Consider the following 25717-nt stretch of genomic DNA (forward strand, 5'->3'; position numbering starts at 1 on the left):
CATCGGAAGGCTGAGTGGAGGGATTTATCCGGGGGTGGGAGCGCAGCGACCGTGCGGCGCAGCCGCATGCATCGAGAGGAGGTGCAGCGAAGCAAACCGTAGGCGATGCCCCCGGATGAATCCCGGAGCGAAGGAACGCCGAGCCTCAGCGAGGGGCCGAACGCCGGGGCCCAGCCTTTTGGTTACTTTTTGGCGTTTGAAAAAGTGACCCGCTGTAAGAGCGGAACCGCCAGCCGCCGCACCCGAAGAAACGGATATTCACACAAAACGAACCACAACTTGGTCGGCCCAGAGGCCGCCAAGAAGACAAAAAAAAGGGGCAACCGAAGTCGCCCCAAAATGCCTTGCGTGCTCATCAAATCCAGAAAGACCCAACTTTACTTCTTGCGCTTATTCGCATCCTTCCAGATAAAAAATCCAAACCCTGCAAAAAACAGAACCATCAGCCCCACAGTCAGGACCCCGGCAAACACCACGTTATCGAAAAACATGACTGGCCTCCTGGCCCCTGCTTTGCTGCGATGGAACTAAGTTAACCAATCAGGCAGGCGCAGGAATTGACCGGGATCAATGCCGGTCACAGAGAGGAGGAAAGGAAGGGAAATAACTGACCTGCATCAACGGATGCAGGGGAGATCAACGCTTTTTCGGTTTGTTTTTCGGCTTTTTCTTGGGTTTACCCAACGGCATGGCCTGCTCGAAAGCCTGGCGCACTTCATTCAGGCGCTTCTCGTTGAGGTCATGAACCCGCTTGGCGCGTTCGGTGTTGAGGTCGATCAGCTTGTCGTCTTGGCTCATGGCGTTCGGTGCATCGCTTGGACTGAATCACAACTGCCGCTTCAACGGCAGGACTGCGCCAATAATGCGGCCTGGCGCGAACGCTGACCAGCCACTCACCTAAACGCTCTACAACAATTCATGTACCGCCCACCGGATTTGCCCGCACAATCGGCGCCTCGCCCTGAACCCGAAGGATCTGCGCCGTGCCCCTGCATCAGGACCTGCCACCGCTGATGGCCTTGCGTGCCTTTGAGGCCGTGGCCCGTCATTTGAGTTTCATCAAGGCTGCCGATGAGCTGTCGGTGACCCAAAGCGCGATCAGCCATCAGGTACACAAACTCGAAGAATTCCTCGATCAGCGACTGTTCGTGCGCCGCACCCGGGCGATCGATCTGACGGCCGCCGGCGAACATTACTACCGGCAGATCGAACCGGCCCTCGCCGCGATTGCCGCCGCCACCCACGACCTGCGCGGCGAGCGCCCCACCACCTTGCGCATCGGTCTGCTCGCCTCTTTCGCCACCTTGTGGCTGGCGCCGCGTCTGGCGGATTTCAACGCGAAATACCCGAACATCCATGTCGAACTGCTGCCCGCCGTGCAACTGGCCGACGTCGATGCCGGCGAGGTGGATCTGGCGATCCGCTACGGCAAGGGCGGTTGGCCGAAAGTCCAGGCCCGGCGGTTCATGGCTGAAACCCTGACGCCAGTCTGCAGCCCGGCCTTCAAGGCCAAAGGCGTGACCAACGGCCCCTTGCTGATGGCCAAGTCGCACCAGCCGTTCGAATGGATCGACTGGCAGCAACACAGCGGCATCGATCTGGCTCATGTGCCCAGCGTCATGCTCCACGACTACAACATCGTCGTCGAAGCGGCCGTCGCCGGTCAGGGCATTGCCATGGGTCGCCAGCGAATGATCGAACGGCGAATCAAGGAAGGCGCGCTGGTACCGGCCTTCGACACCCCGCCGATGCTCGGCGAGATCGGTTATTGGCTGGTCACCCCGCAACGCCCGCCCACGCCGGCGGCGCAGAGTTTCTGCGAATGGCTGGAGGAAACCGCGAACGCATGAGTTTTTTGGATGCGTCGGATTAAATCTATCCGTTTGTCGCCCTTCGCTCGCCCCAACATGCTGAAGCCCTCACTCAGGAGGACTTCCCATGACCGATTCCCTCAGCCAACGCGTGCAACAACTCGGCCTGCGCCTGCCCGAGCCGAGCCAGCCGATCGCCAATTACGTCAACCACGTGGTCAGCCAGAACCAGTTGTTCATCTCCGGGCAGATTCCATTGCTCGACGGCAAACCTGCGTTCATCGGACGACTGGGCGAAGCGATCTCCGACGAAGAAGGCGCCAACGCCGCTGAACTGGCTGCCTTGGGCCTGCTCGCCCAGTTGAGCCATGCGCTGGGCGATGACCTGTCGAAGCTGGTGCGCATCCTGCGCCTCGGGGTTTTCGTGGCCGCCACGCCGGACTTCAAGGCTCAGGGCGTGGTCGCCAACGGCGCCTCGAATCTGCTGGTCAACGCCCTCGGCGACAAGGGTCGGCACGTGCGTACCGCGGTCGGCGTGGCGAGCCTGCCGGCCGGCGTCGCGGTGGAAATCGACGCAATCTTCGAGCTCAAGCCGTGAACATCGACGACATCCTGCGTCTGCGCGCCGCCACGCCAGGCTGCGCTCAGGTGATCCATTTCAACCACGCCGGCGCCTCGTTGCCAAGCCAGGCCACCCTCGATGCGGTGATCGAACAGCTGCAACGCGAAGCACTCGGCGGGCCGATGGAGTCGGCGGACAACCGGGTCCAGGAACGCGCGCGCAATGCGGCCGCCGTCCTGCTCAACGCCCAGCCCGAAGACATCGCCTTCGCCAGCAGCGGCTCGACAGCCTGGAGTCAGGCGTTCAACGCGCTGGGGCCGTGGCAGCCCGGCGAACGGATTCTGGTGGGTCGCCATGAATGGGCCGGCAACCTGGCGTGCATGGCCGAAGCGGTGAAGGCCGGCGCGCGGCTCGAAGTGATTCCTTGCGATGCCAAAGGTGCGGTCGATCCGCAAGCCCTGGCGCAGATGATCGACGGCCAGGTACGTCTGATCGCCCTGACCTGGCTGCCGGCCAACGGCGGTCTGATCAACCCCGCCGCGCAGATCGGCAATGTCGCGCGGCGCCACGGCATCCCTTATTTCATCGACGCCGGCCAGGCACTGGGACAGTTGCCCTGCGATGTTCAGGCCTTACAGTGCGATGTGCTCAAGGGTGCGGGTCGCAAGTTCCTGCGCGGGCCGCGCGGCACGGCGCTGATGTACATCCGGCCGCATTTTTTGCAACGGCTGCTCCCCGTGCAACGCGATGTGTTGTCGGCGCCATGGGACGGCAAGCGCTTTACCCTGCGCGACGACGCGCGCCGCTTTGAAACCAGTGAAGTGTCACTGGCGCTGCTGGCCGGGCTGGCCAATGCACTGGAGGAGTACAACCGCCTCGGCGCGATTCCCGTTCGCCAGCGCATCGAACAATTGAGCAACGGATTGCGCCAACGCCTGAAGGCGATTCCCGGCCTGACGCTGCGGGATCTCGGAACGGCGAATCAACAATCCGGGCTGATCGCCTTCACGCTTGAAGGCTGGGACAGCGTGGCGCTGAAGCAGACGTTGGCCGAACGGCGAATCAACATCGGCGCCAATGGCGTGGCCTACACGCCGCTGGACATGCAGGCGCGCGGGCTGACGAATATTGCGCGGGTGGCGGTGAGCTACTTGAACACGCAAGAAGAGATCGACGTGTTGCTGGAGAACCTGACGGAACTGGCCGTCCAGCCTCAGATTTCGATGTCGACCCAAAGCCCCTGACGCGGCTGATCTTCCATCAACGGCGCCACCGGCACAGTGTTGTCGGCGTTCAGTTCGGTGCCGGGCACGGCGAGGTGCGCTTCGGGGTCGTCGTCGGCTTCGCGGCGCCGGCGATCGCGTTCCTGCTGACGGCGCTGCTCTTCGCGCAGCAGATAACCGTCCTCTTCCGGGTCGCGTTTTTGCAGGTCGATGGTGCTTTCGTTGGAGCTTTCCTGCACCGGCACCACAGGGGGAATATCCGGTCGCTGGCGGATCGGATCCTGCTGGGAGGTGATCGGCACGGCGCTCAGGGGGAGCATCGGTGGCAGCATATGAGGGTCTCCTGTCAGCAGGTTATCGGCGGCGCCAGGGGTGCCTTGAGCCATCGGTCGCAAACTTGTGACCGGTTTGGCACTCAAGGGTGCCTCAACATCCCGTAAAACCGATGCATGACCTAATCTTCCCTGCAATTGGCCGATTGCGGTTAAAAGCCGGGCCGAGGCTCCTTATCCTTTGGCCTCGGGCCCTCATTCCGTTAAGATAGCCCGCTTTTTCAAGGTGGGAGTCAGGCAGCATGGCGCAGCAGTATCAACCGGGGCAACGCTGGATCAGTGACAGCGAAGCAGAGCTTGGTTTAGGCACCGTTCTGGCACAGGACGGCCGCTTGTTGACCGTGCTTTACCCGGCCACTGGCGAGACTCGCCAGTACGCGCTACGGAATGCGCCCCTCACCCGCGTGCGGTTCTCGCCCGGCGACTCGATCACTCACTTCGAAGGCTGGAAGATGACTGTCCAGCAAGTCGACGACGTCGACGGCCTGATGGTCTATCACGGCCTCAACGCGCAAAACGAAGCGGTCACCCTGCCGGAAACCCAGCTGTCGAACTTCATTCAGTTCCGTCTGGCCAGCGACCGTCTGTTCGCCGGCCAGATCGACCCGCTGGCCTGGTTCTCCCTGCGCTATCACACCCTGGAACACACCAGCCGCCAGTTGCAGTCCGCGCTGTGGGGCCTGGGCGGCGTGCGTGCACAACCGATCGCCCACCAGTTGCACATTGCCCGTGAAGTCGCCGACCGCATCGCGCCGCGCGTATTGCTGGCGGACGAAGTGGGTCTGGGCAAGACCATCGAAGCCGGTCTGGTGATCCATCGCCAGCTGCTGTCGGGCCGCGCCAACCGCGTGCTGATCCTCGTACCGGAAAACCTCCAGCACCAATGGCTGGTGGAAATGCGCCGCCGCTTCAACCTGCAGGTTGCGCTGTTCGACGAAGAACGCTTCATCGAAAGCGATGCCACCAACCCGTTCGAAGACACCCAGCTGGCCCTGGTGGCGCTGGAGTGGCTGGTCGACGACGAAAAGGCGCAGGACGCGCTGTTCGCTGCCGGTTGGGACCTGATGGTGGTCGACGAAGCCCACCACCTGGTCTGGCACGAAGACAAAGTCAGCCCGGAATACTCGCTGGTTGAACAGCTGGCCGAAGTCATTCCCGGCGTGCTGCTGCTCACCGCCACCCCCGAACAACTCGGTCAGGACAGCCACTTCGCCCGTCTGCGCCTGCTCGACCCGAACCGTTTCCATGACCTGGCCGCCTTCCGCGCCGAGAGCGAAAACTATCGCCCGGTGGCCGAAGCCGTTCAGGAGCTGCTGGACAAGGGTCGCCTGTCGCCGGCCGCGCACAAGACCATCCACGGTTTCCTCGGCAATCAAGGTGAAGCCCTGCTCACCGCCGTCAACGATGGCGACACCGAAGCCAGCGCCCGCCTCGTGCGTGAACTGCTCGACCGCCACGGCACCGGCCGCGTGCTGTTCCGTAACACCCGCGCCGCCGTGCAGGGTTTCCCGGAGCGCAAACTGCACCCGTACCCGCTGCCGTGCCCGGACGAATACCTCGAACTGCCGCTGGGCGAACACGCCGAGCTGTACCCGGAAGTCAGCTTCCAGGCCCAGCCGGACGCCAGCGAAGAAGAACGCTGGTGGAAATTCGACCCGCGCGTCGAGTGGCTGATCGACCAGCTGAAAATGCTCAAGCGCACCAAAGTGCTGGTGATCTGCGCCCACGCCGAAACCGCGATGGACCTGGAAGACGCCCTGCGCGTGCGCTCCGGCATCCCGGCCACGGTGTTCCACGAAGGCATGAACATCCTCGAGCGTGACCGCGCCGCCGCCTACTTCGCCGACGAAGAGTTCGGCGCGCAGGTGCTGATCTGCTCGGAAATCGGCAGTGAAGGTCGCAACTTCCAGTTCGCCCACCATCTGGTGCTGTTCGATCTGCCGTCGCACCCGGACCTGCTGGAGCAGCGGATCGGTCGTCTCGACCGGATCGGCCAGAAGCACATCATCGAACTGCACGTGCCGTACCTGGAAACCAGCCCGCAAGAGCGTCTGTTCCAGTGGTACCACGAAGCCCTGAACGCGTTTCTCAACACCTGCCCGACCGGCAACGCCTTGCAACATCAGTTCGGTCCGCGCCTGCTGCCGCTGCTCGAAGAAGCCGACGACGGCGAGTGGCAAGCGCTGATCGACGAGGCGCGCACCGAGCGCGAGCGTCTGGAAGCCGAGCTGCACACCGGTCGCGACCGTCTGCTGGAACTCAACTCCGGCGGCGCCGGCGAAGGTGAAGCGCTGGTCGAGGACATCCTCGAACAGGACGATCAGTTCGCCCTGCCGATCTACATGGAAACCCTGTTCGACGCGTTCGGCATCGACAGCGAAGACCATTCGGAAAACGCCCTGATCCTCAAGCCGAGCGAGAAGATGCTCGACGCCAGCTTCCCGCTGGGCGACGACGAAGGCGTGACCATCACCTACGACCGCAACCAGGCGCTGTCGCGCGAGGACATGCAGTTCATCACCTGGGAACACCCGATGGTGCAGGGCGGCATGGATCTGGTGCTGTCCGGTTCGATGGGCAACACCGCCGTCGCGCTGATCAAGAACAAGGCGCTCAAGCCGGGCACCGTGCTGCTGGAATTGCTCTATGTCAGCGAAGTGGTTGCCCCGCGCTCGCTGCAACTGGGCCGTTACCTGCCGCCGGCCGCCCTGCGCTGCCTGCTCGATGCCAACGGCAACGACCTGTCGTCGCGCGTGGCGTTCGAAACCCTCAACGACCAACTGGAAAGCGTGCCGCGCGCCAGCGCCAACAAGTTCATCCAGGCCCAGCGCGATCAGCTGACGCCACGGATCAACGCCGGTGAAGACAAGGTCACCCCGCGCCACGCCGAGCGCGTGGCCGAGGCCCGCCGCCGTCTGGCAGCCGACACCGACGAAGAACTGGCACGCCTGACCGCATTGCAGGCGGTCAACCCGACTGTACGCGACAGCGAACTGGACGCCCTGCGCAAGCAGCGCGAACAAGGTCTGGCGATGCTCGACAAGGCAGCACTGCGACTGGAAGCGATCCGGGTACTGGTGGCAGGCTAAACCGCCCTGCTCCATCGCCAAAAACGAAAAGGCCCGCAGCGATGCGGGCCTTTTTGTTTGCCTGTCCCCCCCCGATCGTTCCCACGCTCCGCGTGGGAATGCCTCAAGGGACGCTCCGCGTTCCAGCTCTCGAATGGGACGCAGAGCGTCCCGGGCTGCATTCCCACGCGGAGCGTGGGAACGATCAGGCGATGCAGGTCATCAAGCGGTAACGGCCTGACTCTGCGGCTCAACCACCGCCACCAGCCCCTCCTTCATCCGCTTCGCATCCCGCACAAAACAGCGTGAGGCGAGGAACAGGAACACCATGGTCAGGAACAACGCCACCGGGATCAGGTACATCGCATCATGCAGGCCGACGGCCTTGAACGCCTCGGTCATCTGCTCGGCGCCTGCCGCGACCATCGCCGATTTCGCGAAGTGATCCGACAAACCGCCGACCACCACCGGCCCCAGACCGCCACCGAGCAAATACAACCCGGCAAAGAACAGCGCCATCGCCGTGGCTCGCAGGCGTGGTTCGACCACGTCTTGAATCGCCGTGTACACACAGGTGTAGAAGTTGTAGGCGAACAGCCAGCCGACGCTGAACACCGCGACAAACACCCCGATCTCAATACGCCCGGCATGCAGCGCCCACGCCGTACAAAGGGTGGAGATGATCAGACTGAACGCGGCAAACAGCAGTCGGCCGTTGGCCACCCGCTGGTGAATCTTGTCGGCGATCCAGCCGCCGAGGGTCAGGCCGATCAACCCGGTTACACCGACGATCACCCCGGTCGCCACTGCCGCTTCCTGCAACGGCATCAGGAAATAACGCTGGAGCATCGGCACCAGAAAAGAATTGCAGGCGTAGGTCGCAAAGTTGAAGCACAGCCCTGCCATCACCAGCCACAGGAAGGTCGGCACGGCGAGAATCCGGCGGATCGGCTTGTCGACTTTCTCCTGCGACACCTGCACGGTTTCCGCCGCGCCACGTTTGGGTTCCTTGATGAAGAACATGAACACCGCCAGCAGCAGCCCCGGTACGGCGGCGATGAAGAACGGCGCGCGCCAGCTGTCGAACGCCTTGACCATCCAGCCGATGGTGAAGAAGGCCAGCAGCAGCCCCAACGGCAGGCCGAGCATGAAAATGCCCATGGCCCGGGCCCGGCGGTGAGCGGGGAACAGGTCGCCGATCAGCGAGTTGGCGGCGGGTGCGTAACTCGCTTCACCGATGCCGATGCCCATGCGCACCAGCAGGAAACTCCAGAAACTGCCGACCAGACCGTTGACCGCCGTCAGCGCGCTCCAGGTCGCCAGGCCCCAGCCCATCAGTTTGCTGCGCGAGCCAGTGTCGGCCATGCGTCCCAGCGGCAGGCCGGCAATGGCATAAACGATGGTGAACGCAGTGCCGACAATCCCCAGCTGAAAGTCGCTGAGGTGCCATTCCATGCGGATCGGTTCGATGATGATCGCCGGGATGGTGCGATCGAAGAAGTTGAACAGGTTGGCGAGGAACAGCAGGAACAGAATGCGCCAGGCATTCGCCGCTTGGGTCGAGTTCTGCATGGGTCCGTCTCTTTATTGTTATTAGGGCTTCACTGCCAACGCATCCGAGCCCGGAACCTGCAATCTAGTCACGCTCGTCGGAGCTGTCTGTGATCATTCGTCAGCCTGATGACGGGCCATGGCCGTGTAACGAAACGTAAGCCCTTGAAATGCTTCGAATCCCCCTAAAACCGGGGGTTTTGCGGAAAAATCCGGCAATGAAAAAATACTTTCTCGCCCCCCTTCCCAACGCCGTGGCAAAGCCTAGAATGGCCGCCGGATCCGTCCGGATCCTGCCGATCAATCCCTTTGATACCCCCGCCCATGTCCGAAGTCAGTCCGTGTCTGAATTGCGGTGCCTGCTGTTCCCATTTTCGTGTTTCTTTTTTCTGGGGTGAATGCGCATCCTCCGGCGGGACCGTACCCGATGAACTGGTCACCCAGATCACGCCCAGCCGGGTCGCGATGATCGGCACCGACCGCAAGGCGCCGCGCTGCACCGCGCTGGAGGGTGAGGTCGGAAAGTCGGTGGCCTGCACGATCTACGACAAGCGTTCCAGCCCCTGCCGCGAGTTCGAAGCGTCGTGGGAAAACGGCGAACGGAACACCGACTGCGACAAGGCGCGGGCCCGTTTCGGCCTGCCGCCGCTGCAACCGCACTGGAATGAAGTCGCCTGAGTTCAGGCGTTTCAACGCTTAGCGCCAAACGCTATGACGCTCATGCCAAAATCATTAGCGCCAATGTGCCACTACCGCTTGCACGCCAAAAACCGCCTCTATACTGCAAACATTCGCCTGCGTTGATGACGCAGTAAGGACGCACTCAGAGACGGGGCATGCTATGGAGTGGCTTGGTTTGCAATTTGTTGCCGAGCAGCCGGAGAGCGGGCAGGTCATCCTCAATTGCACACACAATCCCCTGTTGGTGCTGGTGGCCTACCTGGTCGCCTGCGCCGCGAGTTTCGCCACCCTAGACATGGCCGAGCGGGTCGTCCACGCTGAAGAGCCCGGTTCGCAACGCCTGTGGCGCTGGATCGGCGCAACCTGCCTGGCCGGCGGCATCTGGGCCATGCACTTCATCAGCATGCTGGCGTTCCAGGCGCCGATCGACATCCATTACGACCTGCCCGTGACCCTGTTTTCCCTGGTGATCGCGTTACTGGCGTCCTGGCTGGCCATGCACACCCTCAGCCATCCACAGCCGAGCCTGCTGCAATACCTCAAGACCGCTATCGTCATCGGCCTGGGCATCGCCGGCATGCACTACGTCGGCATGGCCGCCATCGAATCCGCCGCCACGGCTTACTACGAGCCCATCCTGTTCGTGTCATCGATCGTGATCGCCATCGGCGCCAGCTTCGCCGCGCTGTGGGTGGCCGGTTATTTGCGCGAAGGCAGCGGCCTGCACATCCAGATGCTCAAGTACGTGGCGGCGCTGATTCTCGGTGCGGGCATCCTCAGCATGCATTTCACCGGCATGGCGGCGCTGCAACTGGTGCTGCCCGAGGGGCAATCGCCGACATTGGCGTCGCAAACCAGTCACCTGCAACTGGGCCTGACTGTTGCGCTGATCACATTGCTGATTCTCGGCAGCGCCATCAGCGCCGCATTGGCCGACAAGAAGCTGCAGAACAAGGAGCACGATCTGCGCCGGGTCAACGCCCTGCTCAGCCAGCTCGATCAGGCGCGCATGTCGCTGCAACACGTGGCCAATTACGACGCCCTGACCAATCTGATCAACCGGCGCGGTTTCAATCAGATCTTCGCCGAAAAGCTGAGCCAGAAATCCAGCGAAGGCGGGATGCTCGCGGTGATGTTTCTCGACATCGACCACTTCAAACGCATCAACGACAGCCTCGGCCATGACGCCGGCGATGAACTGCTCAAGGTTATCGCCCAGCACATCAAGGGTTCGGTGCGCAGCCATGAAGACGTGGTCGCGCGGTTCGGCGGCGACGAGTTCTGCATCCTCATCGGTCTGCGCGACCGCGAGGAAGCGCGCAACCTGGCCCAGCGCATCATGCTCAAGATGAAAGAGCCGATTGAGCTCGCCGGACGACGCATGGTGATGACCACCAGCATCGGCATCAGCCTGTTTCCCGAAGACGGGTCCACCTGCGATGAACTGCTCAAGCATGCGGATCTGGCGCTGTACCAGTCCAAGGGCGCCGGGCGCAACGGCGTACACTTCTTCGATTCCAACCTGAAGAATCGCGCCAGCCTCGAACTGCAACTGGAAGAGGAACTGCGCCATGCCCTGCGTCAGGAGAACGGTCTGCTGCTGTATTACCAGCCGATCTTCGAACTCAAGACCGGCAAGGTCACCAAGCTCGAAGCGCTGATCCGCTGGCAGCACCCGGTGCACGGCCTGCTCACCCCGGATCGCTTCATCGCCATCGCCGAAAACAACGGCCTGATTGCCGAACTCGACAACTGGGTGTTGCGCAAGGCCTGTGAAGACCTCGGCGAGCTGTCGCGTCATGGTTGCGATGATCTGAAGATTGCCTGGAACTGCTCACCGCTGAATCTGGCCCGGGAAGAACTGGCCAATGAAATCGAGCATGCCTTGCGCAGCGCCGGAGTCGCCCCGGAACGGCTGGAACTGGAAGTCACCGAAAACGCCTTGATGGGCAACATCGCCAACACGCTGGTGCTGCTGCGGCAGATCCGCGCCCTCGGCGTGTCACTGTCGATCGACGACTTCGGCACCGGCTATTCGTCGCTCGCCTATCTCAAACGCCTGCCACTCAACACCCTGAAAGTCGACCGTTCGTTCATCCTCGACATCCCCAAGGCCAGCGCCGACATGGAGATCGTCCAGGCGATCATCGTCATGGCGCATACCCTGCACTTGCAGGTGGTCACCGAAGGCGTCGAAAGCCTGGAGCAATACGAATTCCTGGAGCGCTCGGGCTGCGACTTCATTCAGGGTTACCTGCTCAGCCGCCCGGTGCCACTGGCCGAACTGCGCCCGGTGCTGGAGGAAATCAACCAGCGCAAACACGCGCACACGGTCAATCCGCTGAGTTTGGCGCGCGGTACATTTGCACCAGTGTCGCTGGATCCTTCTGCAAAAAGCCCTGCGCCCCATGCAGGCGCATCAGTTGTGCGGCCAATCCGCTGATCGGCGTGGCCGAACCGGTTTCCCGGGAAAACTTCACCGCGGTATCCAGATCCTTGAGCAGCGTGCGCACGTGCCACTTCACCGGCTCGAAACGGCTTTCGGCCATTTGCGGAGCGAGGATCTGCAACGGTCTGGAATCGGCAAAACCTCCGGCCAGCGCCTCGGCGATCAGGCTGGCATCGACTCCGGCCTGCTCGGCCAGCGCCACCACTTCGGCGATTACCAAGGCGTTGCAGGCGACGATCATCTGATTGCAGGCCTTGGTCACCTGACCGGCGCCGACGCCGCCCATGTGCGTAACGCGCTGCCCGAGTTCGAGCAACACCGGGCGTACGCGATCAAGATCCGCTGCATCACCGCCGACCATGATCGCCAGACTTCCGGCTTCGGCCCCGACAACACCGCCAGAGACGGGCGAGTCGAGCCAGGCCATGCCTGTCTTGTCGGCCAGCTCGGCCGCCATTTCACGGGTCGCCGTCGGTTCGAGGCTGGAAAAATCCACCAGCAACTGACCGGGTTTCGCCCCCTCAGCCACGCCGGCCGGACCGAACACCACTTCGCGCACCACCGCCGTGTCCGCCAGGCACAGCATCACCACGTCAGCCTGTTCACAGAGTTCAGCAGGGGTCGCCACCTGCCGGGCGCCGGCCTCGACCAGCGGCGCGCACTTGGCCGGGTTGCGGTTCCACACGGTCAGCGGATAACCGGCGGCCAGCAAGCGGCGGCACATCGGCAGGCCCATCAGGCCGATTCCGGCAAACCCCAACGAAGGTCGCGTTGACATCATTTAGCCTCCTTTTGATTAAAGATCGCCGAATAATGGCCGATTCATCATCGATCAGGAAAGGATTCCCCCGCGCGGCACTCAGGCAAAGTCCCTGACGCACGGGCAAAGCACGCGCAGAAAAAAGACGCGAGATTCCCATTCCGTGAGGCTCGACGACAGCGGTCGTTGATCCAACCAGTCCAGGTATATGGCGCACAATGACTTCTAAAAACAATCCGGCCACTGCGGTATCCGATCTGACTCTGAGCCCTGCGGCGAACAGCCCTGCCCCGATGAAGCCATTGCCACCTTCGCGCCCGCTGGGCACCCAGCAATACCTGTACTTCACCGAAACCAACACCGACCGCATCCTCGACAACCTCGATGGCCTGCGTGACCTGGTGTTCCCGCGCCCGCCGCACCTGGAAGGCGACAACGAACAGCACAACGATCAGGAATTCCCGTCGGTGTGCCTGATCGGCCTCGGTCGCTGCGGCTCCAACATCGCCCTCGACGTGGCGGAGCTGGTGTACAACGCGCGCAAGTTCTACCTCAACGAATTCAACAACGAAGATCGCGCGGCTGACCGTCGCCTGGCCTCCGACAAAGGCTACAGCCCGGCCCAATGGATCAAGCAGAACCTGCGGATCGGCCCGAACAAGTCGACCAAACCGGTGTTCCTCGTGGAACCGCTGGTGATGCTCGGCGATCTCGACAAGGACATTGCCGGGCGTATCCGTTTCTCGCGCAAGGGCGAAAAAAGCGGTTTCCTGCGCGACTACAGCAAGATGAAGATCATGGACTTGTCGGAAGTCCACGCCGGTGGCGCCGGTAACGCGCCGATCCTCGGCCAGTACCTGGCGAAGATCATCCTGAACAAGGACACCCAGCGTTTCTCCAGCCCTGACTGGAAAATGATCCACTCGTACCTGATCGACAGCTGCGGCATCAAGGCCAACCAGTCGCGCCTGTATTTCTCGATCTTCAGTGCCGGCGGCGGTACCGGTTCGGGCATGGCCTCTGAATTCGGCCTGGCCCAGCAGCACTCGTACATGAACAAGACGTTCGACACCAAGCCGATGGACGAGCATGACGGCAAGAGCGGTCATTCCTTCGTGTTCGAACCGATCTTCACCAGCGGCATCTGCGTGCTGCCGAACATTTCCGACCACCGCAGCGAAATGTCCGAGGCGCTGCACATCAACGCCGGCCGGCTGCTGTGCAAATACCTCTCGGAAGAATGGGATTTCTCGTACAACTTCGCCAACGAAGACAGCAGCGAAGCCAGCGTCATGGGCCGTATCCGCCCATGGAACGCAATGATGCTGATCTCCAACGACATCATGCGTTATGCCGAAGAGAGCGATGACGGCAACATCCAGAACATTGATGTCAATGCGATGGAGAAGCACGCCAACCAGTACATTTCGCAGCAGATCTTCAACATTCTGACGGCCCAGGCCGTCACGACCGACTACGACCAGAACTATTTCCGTCGCGCCGGCATCGACATCGGCGAGACCATTCGCCTGGACGCCAACGACCTGTTCATGAGTCTGGCCGGCCCGGTGGCGATTGCCTATGCAGAATCGGTAGTGCCGGAAACCCCGCCGCCGAGCAGCGACAAGTTCAAGGTGTTCGACAAAGAGCCGCAGCGCCTGAACATCGACGACCTGTTCTTCCGCTCGATCGACCTGCCGCACTTCAACAAGGTGACCCAGGCCATCGAAGGCATCAGCCTGCTGCCGATCGAATCCAAGCGTTATCGTGCGTCGCTGGAGCAATACAAGAACTCCGGCTACGACGCGGCTGCGCTGCACGACCTGCACTTCTTCAAGAACTGCTCGTCGGTGGTCTCGATCGTTTCGCTGCCAAAAGACTACAAGCTGTCGTACATGGACCTGAACCGGTTGAAGACCCACCTCAACAGCCTGTTCCCCAACACCACGCTCAAGCGCTACGCGCTGGTGATCGGCGCCTCGGCCAACCTGTCGCTGACCACCCTGATCGCCAAGAGCCCGTGCCTGTCGGACGACTTCCTGACGCTGATCGTGGCATTCATCAAGCGTTGCTTCGCCAAGACCCCGTACCGTTTCGACGAGACCCTGGACAACTCGATCCTCGATTTCATCATTCAGGAAGAGTTCGACGAAGACCGCATCGACGACCTGCTCAACGAATTCGAAAACCCGGCGAAGATCCTCGATACCAACTGGTACGCGATCAAGCCGATGTACGAGAAGAAGTACCGCGAGTTGATCAACGACAAAGAGAAGTTTGTCTCGATCAATGACATTCGCCTGTCGCGCGATTGCGTGAAAAAGTCGATCAAGTACCTGCGCGAGATCTACCGTCACCGGATCGGCAAGACCAAGGTTATTTCCCTCAATAACCATACCGGCAAGTCTTATTCTGTCTGATCCGGGACCGGGTCGCCCTCATCGCTGGCAAGCCAGCGATGAGGCCCTGAAATTCACTGAAAATTTCAGCCTTTCCAACATCCCGAAACAATTAAGCAGCCGTTAGGCTGCTTACTAAACTGTGCCCGTTACGTTTACGTCACCGTTATGCCACCCCCGCCTGTGGCATTTCTCTACGGCAACGTGCCATCACGCTACTCCGCTACACACTTTTTGCCGGCCGGAACTCGCACCAACAAGGTGCAACCCGTCAGGCCGCTGCCCTTTCCTGGACCAGGATCCACGGCCGGACCACCACCGCCCACATCTCGGGATCGCGCTCGAAAATATCCAGCGCCCGCGTTTCAGACAGCTTGGCGACCTTGTCTTCGGCCAGCCAGGCAGCGACTTTCTCGCCCTGATCCGACGCCACGGCCTCGGCGACCGCGATCAAATCCAGGCTGGCGTCGACCCACAATAGGGCACCTTGGGCGTAGAAGCGCTCCAGCTCTTTCCAGGCAATAGATGCGGTTTCACCAAGCAGCTTGGCATAGAGGGTGCTAGGTTCTTGATTCATGGGACTGTCCGGAAAAGAAATCGGCGCGAATGATAACGTCGGTGGTCCGGCAGAAAAACCCGGTTGCAAAAGGCCGTACCGAACGAAAAGAGCAGGAACGCCAAGGAATGCTGATGATTGGGGTATAAGCCCTCTGAACGTCCCGCCGCAATTCTGTCTTTTTCTTTCATTTAAGCGACACCCTCAGGTTTTGCCCCCTGGCGCCAGCTTCCCAGGCCAACAACCGGCGCTCTACACTGTACCGGTACAGTTGCCGGGGGCTTTTCCGGAGGGTATCGCCTAGATATCTGTCCCGGTTCTGCTGCTACGGCGTCAGGACTCTAAAAAAATACAACAGTAAGAGTGGAGCACTATGACTAAGGCTACTAAGCAGATTTCCAAACTGTTTGCCGCTATGGTTCTGGCCGGGGTTGCCAGCCATTCGTTCGCAGCTGACACCATCAAGATCGGTATCGCCGGCCCTAAAACCGGTCCAGTAGCCCAGTACGGCGACATGCAGTTCAGTGGCGCGAAAATGGCCATCGAACAGATCAACGCCAAAGGCGGCGTCGACGGCAAGAAGCTCGAAGCCGTTGAATACGATGACGCTTGCGATCCAAAACAAGCGGTAGCGGTAGCGAACAAGGTCGTCAACGACGGCGTCAAGTTCGTGGTCGGTCACCTGTGCTCCAGCTCCACCCAGCCTGCTTCGGACATCTACGAAGACGAAGGCGTGATCATGATCACCCCGGCTGCCACCAGCCCGGACATCACCGCTCGTGGTTACAAAATGATCTTCCGTACCATCGGTCTGGACAGCGCCCAGGGCCCTGCCGCCGGTAACTACATCGCCGATCACGTGAAGCCGAAAATCGTCGGCGTGCTGCACGACAAGCAGCAGTACGGTGAAGGCATCGCCACCGCCGTCAAATCCACTCTCGAGAAGAAAGGCACCAAGGTTGCCGTGTTCGAAGGCATCAACGCCGGCGACAAAGACTTCTCCGCGATCATCGCCAAGCTCAAGCAAGCCAACGTCGACTTCGTCTACTACGGCGGCTACCACCCGGAGCTGGGTCTGATCCTGCGTCAAGCCCAGGAAAAAGGCCTGAAAGCCAAGTTCATGGGTCCGGAAGGCGTGGGTAACGACTCGATCACCCAGATCGCCAAGAGCGCTGCCGAAGGCCTGCTGGTGACCCTGCCGAAATCCTTCGACCAGGATCCGGCCAACGTGGCCCTGGCCGATGCATTCAAGGCCAAGAAAGAAGACCCGAGCGGTCCGTTCGTGTTCCCGTCCTACTCGGCAGTTGAAGTAATTGCCGAAGGTATCAAGGCTGCCAAGTCCGAAGATGCTGCCAAGGTGGCTGAAGCCATCCACAAAGGCACCTTCAAGACGCCTACCGGTGACCTGAGCTTCGACGACAAGGGCGACCTGAAGGACTTCAAATTCGTGGTTTACGAATGGCACGAAGGCAAACCTAAAACCGAAGTGTCGCCTCAGTAAGGCCCTGCCTGACTGACTGCCAATAAAGCCCACGGCGTGCCGTGGGCTTTGTTTTACGAATGTATTGGGCCGCGCTGGCGTGATCCGCCAGTCTCCCCACCTGAAAATCTCAAAACCGTCATCAGCGGTTCGCTGGCAAAACCCGGATTCGAAGTGGATAAAGATCCACGGGACCGGGCGGGAAAATGACTCCACCAGTGAAATGCGTATCAGGTTTTTAGGAGCGCTGTAATGCCTGACATCTATCACTTCTTCCAACAGCTGGTTAACGGCTTGAACGTTGGCAGCATGTATGCCCTGATCGCCATCGGCTACACGATGGTCTACGGCATCATTGGAATGATCAACTTCGCCCACGGCGAGGTGTACATGATCGGTTCCTACGTGGCGTTCATCGCCATCGCCGGGCTGACCATGATGGGACTCGAAAACGTCCCGCTGTTGATGACCGTGGCGTTCATCGCCAGCATCGTCGTCACCAGTTCCTACGGATACAGCATCGAACGCATTGCCTACCGCCCGTTGCGCGGCAGCAACCGTCTGATCCCGCTGATTTCCGCGATCGGTATGTCGATCTTCCTGCAGAACACGGTTCTGCTGGCGCAAGACTCCAAGGACAAAGCAATCCCCAACCTGATTCCGGGCAACTTCGCCTTCGGCCCAGGTGGCGCACATGAAGTGCTGATTTCCTACATGCAAATCGTGGTGTTCGTGGTGACCCTGATCGCCATGCTCGGCCTCACGCTGTTCATCTCCCGCTCTCGCCTGGGCCGCGCCTGCCGCGCCTGCGCCGAAGACATCAAGATGGCCAACCTGCTGGGCATCAACACCAACAACATCATCGCCCTGACCTTCGTCATCGGTGCTGCGCTGGCGGCCGTCGCGGCCGTGCTGCTGAGCATGCAATACGGCGTGATCAACCCGAACGCCGGTTTCCTCGTCGGCCTCAAGGCCTTCACCGCCGCGGTACTGGGCGGGATCGGCAGCATCCCCGGCGCCATGCTCGGCGGGCTGGTGCTCGGGGTGGCGGAAGCCTTTGGCGCCGATATCTTCGGCGACCAGTACAAGGATGTCGTGGCTTTCGGCTTGTTGGTTCTGGTGCTGTTGTTCCGTCCGACCGGCATTCTGGGCCGTCCGGAGGTTGAGAAAGTATGACTAGGAATCTTAAACAGGCGCTGTTCAGTGCCTTGCTGGTCTGGGCCGTGGCCTATCCGGTACTGGGTCTGAAACTGACCATCGTCGGCATCAACCTGGAAGTGCACAACACCAGCCCGGCCATTCTGGCGACCATCGCCATCTGCTCGGTGCTGATGTTCCTGCGGGTGCTGTTCAACCAGCAGATCAGCAAGGCGTGGCGCTCGTCGCCGGGCATGCCGCTGATTCCGGCCAAGGCCAGCAACTTCCTGACCCTGCCGACCACCCAACGCTACTTCATCATCGCGCTGATCATCGGTGCGCTGGTGTGGCCGTTCTTCGGCTCCCGTGGCGCGGTGGACATCGCGACGCTGATCCTGATCTACGTGATGCTCGGCCTCGGCCTGAACATCGTGGTCGGTCTGGCCGGTCTGCTCGACCTGGGTTACGTCGGCTTCTACGCCGTCGGCGCCTACAGCTACGCGCTGCTGTCGCACTACTACGGCCTGAGCTTCTGGATCTGCCTGCCGATTGCCGGCCTGATGGCGGCGACGTTCGGCTTCCTGCTCGGCTTCCCGGTGTTACGTCTGCGCGGCGACTACCTGGCGATCGTGACCCTGGGCTTCGGGGAAATCATCCGCCTGTTCCTGCGTAACCTGACTGACATCACCGGCGGCCCGAACGGTATCAGCAACATCGAGAAACCGACGTTCTTCGGCCTGACCTTCGAACGTAAAGCCGCAGAAGGGATGCAAACCTTCCACGAGTATTTCGGCCTGCAGTACAACTCGATCAACAAGGTGATCTTCCTCTACCTGGTTGCTCTGTTGCTGGCACTGGCGGCGCTGTTCGTGATCAACCGCCTGCTGCGCATGCCGATCGGCCGTGCGTGGGAAGCGCTGCGTGAAGACGAAATTGCCTGCCGTGCGCTGGGCCTCAACCCGACCGTGATCAAGCTCTCGGCGTTCACCCTCGGCGCGGCATTTGCCGGTTTCGCCGGCAGCTTCTTCGCCGCCCGTCAGGGTCTGGTAACGCCGGAATCGTTCACCTTCATCGAGTCGGCGATCATCCTCGCCATCGTGGTGCTGGGTGGCATGGGCTCGCAGCTGGGCGTGATTCTCGCGGCCGTGGTGATGATCCTGTTGCCGGAAATGATGCGTGAGTTCAGTGAGTACCGCATGTTGATGTTCGGCGCCCTGATGGTGCTGATGATGATCTGGCGACCTCAAGGTCTGCTGCCCATGCAACGTCCTCACATGGAGCTGCGCAAATGAGCCGCGAGATCCTGAAAGTCGAAAATCTGAGCATGCGCTTCGGCGGCCTGCTGGCGGTCAACGGCGTGGCCCTGACCGTGAAGGAAAAACAGGTGGTGGCACTGATCGGGCCGAACGGCGCGGGCAAGACCACCGTGTTCAACTGCCTGACCGGTTTCTACCAGCCATCGGGCGGCAGCATCCTGCTGGACGGCGAGCCGATTCACGGCCTGCCGGGCCACAAGATCGCCCTCAAAGGCGTGGTGCGCACCTTCCAGAACGTGCGGTTGTTCAAGGACATGACGGCGGTCGAGAACCTGTTGATCGCCCAGCACCGTCACCTGAACACCAACTTCCTGTCCGGCCTGTTCAAGACCCCGGCGTTTCGCAAGAGCGAGCGCGAGGCCATGGAGTTCGCCGAGTACTGGCTGGAAAAGGTCAACCTGAAAGAGTTCGCCAACCGCCCCGCCGGCACCCTGGCCTACGGTCAGCAGCGCCGTCTGGAAATCGCCCGCTGCATGATGACCCGTCCGCGGATCCTCATGCTCGACGAGCCGGCCGCCGGCCTGAACCCGAAGGAAACCGAAGACCTCAAGGCGCTGATCAGCGTGCTGCGTGAAGAGCACAACGTGACCGTGCTGCTGATCGAACACGACATGAAACTGGTCATGAGCATTTCCGACCACATCGTCGTGATCAACCAGGGCACGCCCCTGGCCGACGGCACGCCGGAACAGATCCGCGACAATCCTGAAGTGATCAAAGCCTACCTGGGGGAAGCGTAAATGCTGCAGTTCGAAAACGTTTCCACCTTCTACGGCAAGATCCAGGCCCTGCACAGCGTCAACGTCGAAGTCCGCCAGGGCGAGATCGTGACCCTGATCGGCGCCAACGGTGCAGGCAAGTCCACGCTGCTGATGACACTCTGCGGTTCGCCGCAGGCCCACAGCGGCAGCATCCGCTACATGGGTGAGGAACTGGTCGGCCAGGACTCGTCGCAAATCATGCGCAAGAGCATCGCCGTGGTGCCGGAAGGTCGTCGGGTGTTTGCCCGTCTGACCGTCGAAGAAAACCTGTCCATGGGCGGATTCTTCACCGACAAGGGCGACTATCAGGAACAGATGGACAAGGTTCTCGGACTTTTCCCACGTCTGAAAGAACGCTTCAACCAGCGCGGCGGCACCATGTCCGGCGGCGAACAGCAAATGCTCGCCATCGGCCGTGCACTGATGAGCAAGCCGAAACTGCTGCTGCTCGACGAGCCGTCGCTGGGCCTGGCACCGATCATCATCCAGCAGATCTTCGACATCATCGAACAGCTGCGCAAGGACGGTGTAACGGTGTTCCTGGTCGAGCAGAACGCCAACCAGGCGCTGAAAATCGCTGACCGCGCGTACGTTCTGGAGAACGGCCGGGTGGTGATGCAAGGCACCGGCGAAGCGCTGCTGACCGACCCGAAAGTGCGCGAGGCGTACCTCGGCGGTTGATTGATCGCTTCAAACAGAAAACGGCCTTCGGGCCGTTTTTTTTTGTGCCCGGCAAAAAACTTCTACCGATCGCTGTAACGCATCGCCGAGTCGTTTCTCTAGTGGGGCAAGCAAGCGCAATCGCTTGTTCAAACCCAAGTTAAAACCGGAGAAACATCATGACTGCTACCACCCGCACCCTGTCCGCCACCGCCCTGGTTCTGGCCCTCGGTTCTGCTCTGAGCATCGCTGCCGTCTCCACCGCCCACGCCGCTGACGACAACATGGAAAAATGCTTCGGCGTGGCCATGAAAGGCAAGAACGATTGCGCCGCAGGTGCAGGCACCACCTGTGCCGGCACCGCGAAAATGGATCATCAGGCCAACGCCTGGAAACTGGTTCCGAAAGGCACCTGCACCACCACCGAAAGCAAAACCTCGCCGACCGGTTTCGGTCAGCTCGAAGCGTTCAAAGCCAAGTCCTGATCCGGGAGCCGCCCGAGTGTCGATCATGATCACATCCTGCGACCATGCCTTGCGCCGCACTCGGGCAGCCCTCACCGGGCTCCCGTCCCGTGCCGGGCTGGGGCTCAAGAGCGAGCACTTCAGCGAAGTGCTCGATTCACGTCCGGACATCGGTTTCTTCGAAGTCCACGCCGAAAACTACATGGTGGCCGGCGGCCCGTTTCATCATTTTCTGGGATTGATTCGCGAGGCGTACCCGCTGTCGCTGCATGGCGTCGGGCTGTCCATCGGTGCCGAAGGACCGCTGGATGTCCAGCACCTCAAACGCCTGGCGGCGCTGATCGAGCGCTATCAACCCCACTCCTTTTCCGAACACCTGGCCTGGTCAAGCCACGGCCCGGTGTTCCTTAATGACCTGCTGCCCCTGGCTTACGACACGCCGACGCTGAACCGCGTCTGCGACCACATCGACCAGGTACAGAACACCCTCAAGCGTCCGATGCTGCTGGAAAACCCGGCGACCTACCTGGCGTTCCAGCGCTCGACCATCGACGAAGCCGATTTCATCCGTGAAGTCATCCAGCGCAGTGGCTGCGGTCTGTTGCTGGACGTGAACAACGTCTACGTCTCGTGCATCAACCATCAGCGCGATCCCCTGGCTTATCTCGAAGCATTGCCGCTGCAAGCGGTGGGCGAGATTCATCTGGCCGGGTTTGCCGAAGATTCCGACAGCCTCGGTGATCGCTTGCTGATCGACGATCACGGCGCACCGATCGATCAGGCCGTCTGGTCGTTGTACCGGCAGACGCTGGAACGCGTCGGCCCGGTGGCGACGTTGATCGAACGGGACAATCAGTTGCCTGCCTTCAACGTGCTGTTGGCGGAAGCGCAGCAGGCCGATGAGCTGTTGCTGTGCGCGGGAGGTCGGCCATGAGCACTCAAGCCGCATTCAGCGTCGCGCTGCTCGATATCGACCTGCCCTGCCCCGACGGTTTGTGCAGCGCCAACGGTGCCGACCCGGCCAGCCGTTTCGCGGTGTACCGCAACAATGTTCAGAGCTCGTTGATCAACGCACTGGCCGACAGTTATCCCGTGGTGATGCAGTTGGTGGGTGACGAATTCTTCCGGACCATGGCCGGAATTTTCGTGCAAAGCCATCCGCCACACAGTCCGTTGATGAGCGACTACGGCAGCGGGCTGGCGGACTTCATCAGTGAGTTCGAACCAGCCGCGAGCGTTCCCTATCTGGCCGATGTCGCGCGGCTGGAACGCTTGCGCACGCAGGCCTACCACGCTGCCGATGTGTTGCCCCTGAGTCAGGAGCGGATCGCTGCTCTGTTTGCAGATGCCGATGCGCTGAATGAACTGCGCATCAGCCTGCACCCTTCGCTGCATCTGCTCGATTCAAACTTCGCCGTGGTGGACATCTGGGCCGCGCATCAACACGACGCGACGCTGGCCGGGATCGATCTGCATCACGCCCAACACGCGCTGATCCTGCGCAATGGACTGGAAGTCGAGGTGTTCACCGTGGATCGCGGCGCCAGCCAGTTTATTCGCCAGCTCAAGTCTGGCCTGTCACTGACCCAGGCGCTGGAATCCGCCGAGACCTTCGACCTCAGCCAGACCCTCGCCCTGCTCATCAGCCGCCACGTCATCACTCATTTCCACCCAAAGGTGTTGTCATGAACAGTCTCATTGCCCGCGCCATCGCGCTGCTGGAGAAAATCCCTCACAGCCTCATCGCATTCATCGCGCGTTTTTCCATCGCGGCGGTGTTCTGGAAATCCGGGCAGACCAAGGTCGAAGGGCTGGCCGTCGACCTGATCGATGGCACCTTCGAGTTCGGCTGGCCACGTCTGGCGGAATCGACGATTCCGTTGTTCAAGAGCGAGTACCACGTGCCGCTGCTGTCGCCGGAAATCGCTGCACATCTGGCCGCGTTTGCCGAACACTTCTTCCCGATCCTGATCCTGATTGGCTTCGCCACACGCTTTTCGGCGCTGGCCTTGCTGGGCATGACCCTGACCATTCAACTGTTCGTGTACCCGGATGCCTACCCGACCCACGGCACCTGGATGGCGGTGTTGCTGTACCTGATGGCCACCGGGCCGGGCAAACTGTCGATCGATCACCTGATCGCCAGGCACTACAACCGGTCCAGCGCCTCGCCGCTGAGCTTGAACCAGCCGATCAGGTAATCCGCCAGCACTTGGGTGCGTTTCGGTAACCCGCCCTGATACGGATGCACCAGATACATCGGCATGCGCCGGGTCTGAAAATCACGCAGGAGCCAGCGCAATCGGCCGTCAGCCAATTCCGTCTGCAACAGATAGGACGGCAAGCGAGCGATCCCGGCGCCGGCCAGTGCGGCTTTCTTCAACAGGTTGTAGTGATTGCTGGCGAACGGTCCCGACACCCGCACCCGCAGCAGTTCGTGCTGCTGGTGATAGAGCCATTCCTCGCGACCGCTGTAATGACTGTTGAGCAGGCAACGGTGTTCGGCCAATGCTTGCGGCGTCAGCGGTTCGCCAAAGCGCTCCAGATATTCAGGGCTGGCACAGGTCATTTCCTGCCAGGCCAGCAGCGGCTTGGCCACCAGTCGCTCGTCATTGGCGACCTCGGTGCGGATCGCCAGATCGAAGCCGTCGCGGGAGAGGTCGCGGTAGCTGTTATTCAGCTCCAGTTCGATCTGCACTTCGGGGTATTTCTGCGAGAAGTCCAGCAGCAGGCCATCGAAGAAAGTTTCCCCCAGCGAAACCGGAACCGTCATACGCACCGGACCGGCCATGTCGTCCTTCAATCGCGCCAATGCCTGACGCGCTCGCTCCACCTGGACGACAAGCGCCTGAGCCTGCGGCAACAACGCCGCACCGGCCGCCGTCAGGCTCAGCCGACGCGTAGTACGTTGCAACAACACCACGGAAAATCGTGCCTCCAGCTGACTGATGCGCTTGGACAACTGCCCCTTGCTGCACCCCAATTGCTGCGCTGCCAAGGTAAAACTGCCGGCTTCGATCAACACCGCGAACGCCGCCAGATCATCCATCTCGCTCATGGATTGTTTCCATTTGAAAACCAAAGGTTGCCCATTAGTGCGCTTATCCGCAGAAAAAACCACTCTAGACTGAAACCTCGTTCAATCACTTGAGGCAATCACGATGAAAATTCTGTTGATAGGCGCGGGCGGCACCATCGGTTCGGCCGTGGACAAAGAGCTGTCGCAGCGTCATGAAGTCATTCGTATCGGTCGCAGCAGCGGCGATTTCCAGGTGGATATCAGCGACAGCGCATCGATCCGCAAGCTGTTCGAACAGACCGGCAAGTTCGACGCACTGGTCTGCGCCGCTGGCAACGTGACCTTCGCCCCGCTGGGTGAAATGACCGAAGACAGCTTCGCCCTCGGCCTGAAAGACAAGTTGATGGGCCAGGTCAATCTGCTGCTGATCGGCCGTGAGTTCGCCAACGACGGCGCATCGTTCACCTTCACCACCGGCGTGCTCAGCCACGATCCGATCCGCAGCGGCGCTTCGGCTGCACTGGTCAACGGCGCGCTGGACAGCTTCGTCCGCGCAGCGGCCATCGAACTGCCACGCGGCCTGCGGGTGAACTCGATCAGCCCGACCGTGCTTGTAGAAGCCATGGGCAGCTACGCCCCCTATTTCCGTGGCTATAAGCCGGTTCCTGCGGCGGATGTGGCATTGGCCTACGCCAAAAGTGTCGAAGGCTTGCAGACAGGTCAGACATTTCACGTGGGCTAAACCCTTGTGATGAACGGTCAGCCTGCGTAACGTGACGGCACTTGTCTGGAGAGCCAAAGATGCGTGTTGCCCGTTCCCTGATCGTTGTTGCCCTGCTCCCGTTGTTTGCCGCGTGCCAGTTGTTCGATGGTGCGCGGGAAAGCGCCTCCCACGTCGGCCAGACGCGGATGCAGGGGCAACTGACCGCTGCCGACGGCAAACTGGTGTTCCAGGCCTGCGGCGAGCAGCGCCAGTACGTGGTCAATGACATCGGCGGCACCAGCGTCCTGCAAGAGGCCGCCACCCTGGCCGATCAACAGGGCAAGCTGTTTGCCGACGTGCGCGGGAAGATCGCCGGCGACCGCCTCGACCTGACCCAGTTGTACCGTGTCGAACGCTCCGGCACCGCCTGCGACGATCCCAACTTCAAACAGTTGATCCTGCGCGCCGCCGGTCATGGTCCGGAATGGAACGTCAAGGTCAGCGGCAAGGGCCTGGTCATCGACCGCGAAGGCCAGCCGCCGCTCGCCGTGCCTTACGTCGAAGAGCAACTGGGCGACGGCCGTTTCAATCTCAGCAGCGAAGCCAACAACCAGCGCATCGAGCTGTGGGTGGCGCCGCAGCGCTGCGTCGACAGCAGCACCGGCAGCGTGCAGCACATGAGCGCCGAGCTGCGTATCGACGGCAAGGTGCAGCGTGGTTGCGGGTATTTCGGCGGTTCGCGTAACGACTGATCGTTTTACCCTCACGGGATCCGGCCGATGCGG

25 protein-coding genes are annotated in these 25717 nt (G+C 61.2%); 18 read left to right on the forward strand and 7 right to left on the reverse strand.

The window, feature by feature from the left end; genetic code table 11:
• Nucleotides 1–377 precede the first annotated feature (377 nt).
• A complete protein-coding gene (gene ccoM / locus EIY71_RS28840) occupies nucleotides 378–491 on the reverse strand; it encodes a cytochrome c oxidase subunit CcoM (protein WP_003222396.1) in 114 nt (37 codons plus the stop codon).
• Nucleotides 492–636: 145 nt separating this feature from the next.
• Complete coding sequence (locus tag EIY71_RS28545; protein ID WP_007959203.1) at nucleotides 637–798, reverse strand: hypothetical protein; 162 nt, start codon at nucleotides 796–798, stop codon at nucleotides 637–639.
• A 185-nt stretch (nucleotides 799–983) separates the two neighbouring features.
• On the opposite strand from EIY71_RS28545, the gene EIY71_RS10775 reads away from it, so the two are divergent.
• The 3 genes from EIY71_RS10775 to EIY71_RS10785 all read left to right on the forward strand — a co-directional run bounded on the left by EIY71_RS10775 (nucleotide 984) and on the right by EIY71_RS10785 (nucleotide 3617).
• Nucleotides 984–1850 (forward strand): LysR substrate-binding domain-containing protein, encoded by an 867-nt coding sequence (locus tag EIY71_RS10775; RefSeq protein WP_085666813.1) that lies wholly within the window; start codon nucleotides 984–986, stop codon nucleotides 1848–1850.
• An 88-nt stretch (nucleotides 1851–1938) separates the two neighbouring features.
• Complete coding sequence (locus EIY71_RS10780) at nucleotides 1939–2409, forward strand: RidA family protein (protein ID WP_074691428.1); 471 nt, start codon at nucleotides 1939–1941, stop codon at nucleotides 2407–2409.
• Nucleotides 2406–3617, forward strand: a complete 1212-nt coding sequence (locus EIY71_RS10785) for an aminotransferase class V-fold PLP-dependent enzyme (RefSeq protein ID WP_134021692.1) — start codon at nucleotides 2406–2408, stop codon at nucleotides 3615–3617. Before EIY71_RS10780 ends, EIY71_RS10785 begins: the two co-directional genes overlap by 4 nt.
• Here the strand turns inward: EIY71_RS10785 and EIY71_RS10790 are convergent.
• Nucleotides 3587–3928, reverse strand: coding sequence for a hypothetical protein (locus tag EIY71_RS10790; protein WP_007959194.1), 342 nt, complete (start codon nucleotides 3926–3928; stop codon nucleotides 3587–3589). The two genes, EIY71_RS10785 and EIY71_RS10790, sit on opposite strands and share 31 nt — an antisense overlap.
• A 242-nt stretch (nucleotides 3929–4170) precedes the next feature.
• Here EIY71_RS10790 and rapA point away from each other — a divergent pair, with 242 nt between their 5' ends.
• Nucleotides 4171–7017 carry an RNA polymerase-associated protein RapA gene (gene rapA, locus EIY71_RS10795; protein WP_134021694.1) on the forward strand — a complete coding sequence of 949 codons (2847 nt, stop codon included), beginning with the start codon at nucleotides 4171–4173 and terminating at the stop codon, nucleotides 7015–7017.
• Nucleotides 7018–7218: 201 nt separating this feature from the next.
• Here the strand turns inward: rapA and EIY71_RS10800 are convergent, their stop codons facing one another.
• Nucleotides 7219–8568, reverse strand: coding sequence for an MFS transporter (locus tag EIY71_RS10800; RefSeq protein ID WP_134021696.1), 1350 nt, complete (start codon nucleotides 8566–8568; stop codon nucleotides 7219–7221).
• A gap of 303 nt (nucleotides 8569–8871) precedes the next feature.
• Between EIY71_RS10800 and EIY71_RS10805 the strand changes: the two genes are divergently transcribed.
• Both EIY71_RS10805 and EIY71_RS10810 read left to right on the forward strand, forming a co-directional pair.
• Nucleotides 8872–9225 (forward strand): YkgJ family cysteine cluster protein, encoded by a 354-nt coding sequence (locus tag EIY71_RS10805; RefSeq protein ID WP_134021698.1) that lies wholly within the window; start codon nucleotides 8872–8874, stop codon nucleotides 9223–9225.
• A 163-nt stretch (nucleotides 9226–9388) separates the two neighbouring features.
• Nucleotides 9389–11671, forward strand: coding sequence for a bifunctional diguanylate cyclase/phosphodiesterase (locus EIY71_RS10810; protein WP_134021700.1), 2283 nt, complete (start codon nucleotides 9389–9391; stop codon nucleotides 11669–11671).
• Here the strand turns inward: EIY71_RS10810 and EIY71_RS10815 are convergent.
• Nucleotides 11562–12458, reverse strand: coding sequence for an NAD(P)-dependent oxidoreductase (locus EIY71_RS10815; RefSeq protein ID WP_166673423.1), 897 nt, complete (start codon nucleotides 12456–12458; stop codon nucleotides 11562–11564). The genes EIY71_RS10810 and EIY71_RS10815 overlap by 110 nt on opposite strands.
• Nucleotides 12459–12655: 197 nt before the next feature.
• On the opposite strand from EIY71_RS10815, the gene EIY71_RS10820 reads away from it, so the two are divergent.
• Nucleotides 12656–14857: a hypothetical protein gene (locus EIY71_RS10820; protein ID WP_011332804.1), complete on the forward strand. Its 2202-nt coding sequence runs from the start codon at nucleotides 12656–12658 to the stop codon at nucleotides 14855–14857.
• 250 nt (nucleotides 14858–15107) lie between these two features.
• Here EIY71_RS10820 and EIY71_RS10825 read toward each other — a convergent pair whose 3' ends face one another.
• Nucleotides 15108–15413, reverse strand: coding sequence for a DUF2288 domain-containing protein (locus tag EIY71_RS10825; RefSeq protein ID WP_085748193.1), 306 nt, complete (start codon nucleotides 15411–15413; stop codon nucleotides 15108–15110).
• A gap of 352 nt (nucleotides 15414–15765) precedes the next feature.
• Here EIY71_RS10825 and EIY71_RS10835 point away from each other — a divergent pair, with 352 nt between their 5' ends.
• From EIY71_RS10835 to EIY71_RS10880, 9 genes are all read left to right on the forward strand, one after another.
• A complete protein-coding gene (locus EIY71_RS10835; RefSeq protein ID WP_085605380.1) occupies nucleotides 15766–16893 on the forward strand; it encodes a branched-chain amino acid ABC transporter substrate-binding protein in 1128 nt (375 codons plus the stop codon).
• A 231-nt stretch (nucleotides 16894–17124) separates the two neighbouring features.
• Nucleotides 17125–18048 (forward strand): high-affinity branched-chain amino acid ABC transporter permease LivH, encoded by a 924-nt coding sequence (livH, locus tag EIY71_RS10845; protein WP_085748192.1) that lies wholly within the window; start codon nucleotides 17125–17127, stop codon nucleotides 18046–18048.
• Nucleotides 18045–19301 carry a high-affinity branched-chain amino acid ABC transporter permease LivM gene (locus EIY71_RS10850; protein WP_085605378.1) on the forward strand — a complete coding sequence of 419 codons (1257 nt, stop codon included), beginning with the start codon at nucleotides 18045–18047 and terminating at the stop codon, nucleotides 19299–19301. The genes livH and EIY71_RS10850 overlap by 4 nt, the downstream gene beginning before the upstream one ends.
• Nucleotides 19298–20065, forward strand: coding sequence for a high-affinity branched-chain amino acid ABC transporter ATP-binding protein LivG (gene livG, locus EIY71_RS10855; RefSeq protein ID WP_007959160.1), 768 nt, complete (start codon nucleotides 19298–19300; stop codon nucleotides 20063–20065). Before EIY71_RS10850 ends, livG begins: the two co-directional genes overlap by 4 nt.
• Nucleotides 20066–20767, forward strand: a complete 702-nt coding sequence (locus EIY71_RS10860) for an ABC transporter ATP-binding protein (protein WP_003222380.1) — start codon at nucleotides 20066–20068, stop codon at nucleotides 20765–20767.
• A gap of 158 nt (nucleotides 20768–20925) precedes the next feature.
• Nucleotides 20926–21231, forward strand: a complete 306-nt coding sequence (locus tag EIY71_RS10865; protein ID WP_011332799.1) for a DUF2282 domain-containing protein — start codon at nucleotides 20926–20928, stop codon at nucleotides 21229–21231.
• 25 nt (nucleotides 21232–21256) lie between these two features.
• The gene (locus EIY71_RS10870; RefSeq protein ID WP_134021704.1) at nucleotides 21257–22144 is read left to right on the forward strand and encodes a DUF692 domain-containing protein; all 888 of its coding nucleotides are present in this window, start codon (nucleotides 21257–21259) and stop codon (nucleotides 22142–22144) included.
• On the forward strand, nucleotides 22141–22899 hold the full coding sequence (locus EIY71_RS10875) for a DUF2063 domain-containing protein (protein ID WP_085748191.1): 759 nt from the start codon (nucleotides 22141–22143) through the stop codon (nucleotides 22897–22899). The genes EIY71_RS10870 and EIY71_RS10875 overlap by 4 nt, the downstream gene beginning before the upstream one ends.
• A complete protein-coding gene (locus tag EIY71_RS10880) occupies nucleotides 22896–23411 on the forward strand; it encodes a DoxX family protein (protein WP_085748190.1) in 516 nt (171 codons plus the stop codon). Before EIY71_RS10875 ends, EIY71_RS10880 begins: the two co-directional genes overlap by 4 nt.
• Here EIY71_RS10880 and EIY71_RS10885 read toward each other — a convergent pair.
• The gene (locus tag EIY71_RS10885; RefSeq protein WP_085748189.1) at nucleotides 23360–24268 is read right to left on the reverse strand and encodes a LysR family transcriptional regulator; all 909 of its coding nucleotides are present in this window, start codon (nucleotides 24266–24268) and stop codon (nucleotides 23360–23362) included. The genes EIY71_RS10880 and EIY71_RS10885 overlap by 52 nt on opposite strands.
• A 103-nt stretch (nucleotides 24269–24371) precedes the next feature.
• Here EIY71_RS10885 and EIY71_RS10890 point away from each other — a divergent pair, with 103 nt between their 5' ends.
• Nucleotides 24372–24971, forward strand: coding sequence for a short chain dehydrogenase (locus EIY71_RS10890; RefSeq protein ID WP_007959150.1), 600 nt, complete (start codon nucleotides 24372–24374; stop codon nucleotides 24969–24971).
• Between the two features lie 59 nt (nucleotides 24972–25030).
• The gene (locus EIY71_RS10895) at nucleotides 25031–25684 is read left to right on the forward strand and encodes a COG3650 family protein (RefSeq protein ID WP_085748187.1); all 654 of its coding nucleotides are present in this window, start codon (nucleotides 25031–25033) and stop codon (nucleotides 25682–25684) included.
• Nucleotides 25685–25717 lie beyond the last annotated feature (33 nt).

It is taken from the genome of Pseudomonas sp. CH235, assembly GCF_004368175.1.
Taxonomy (GTDB): Bacteria; Pseudomonadota; Gammaproteobacteria; order Pseudomonadales; family Pseudomonadaceae; genus Aquipseudomonas; species Aquipseudomonas paraglycinae.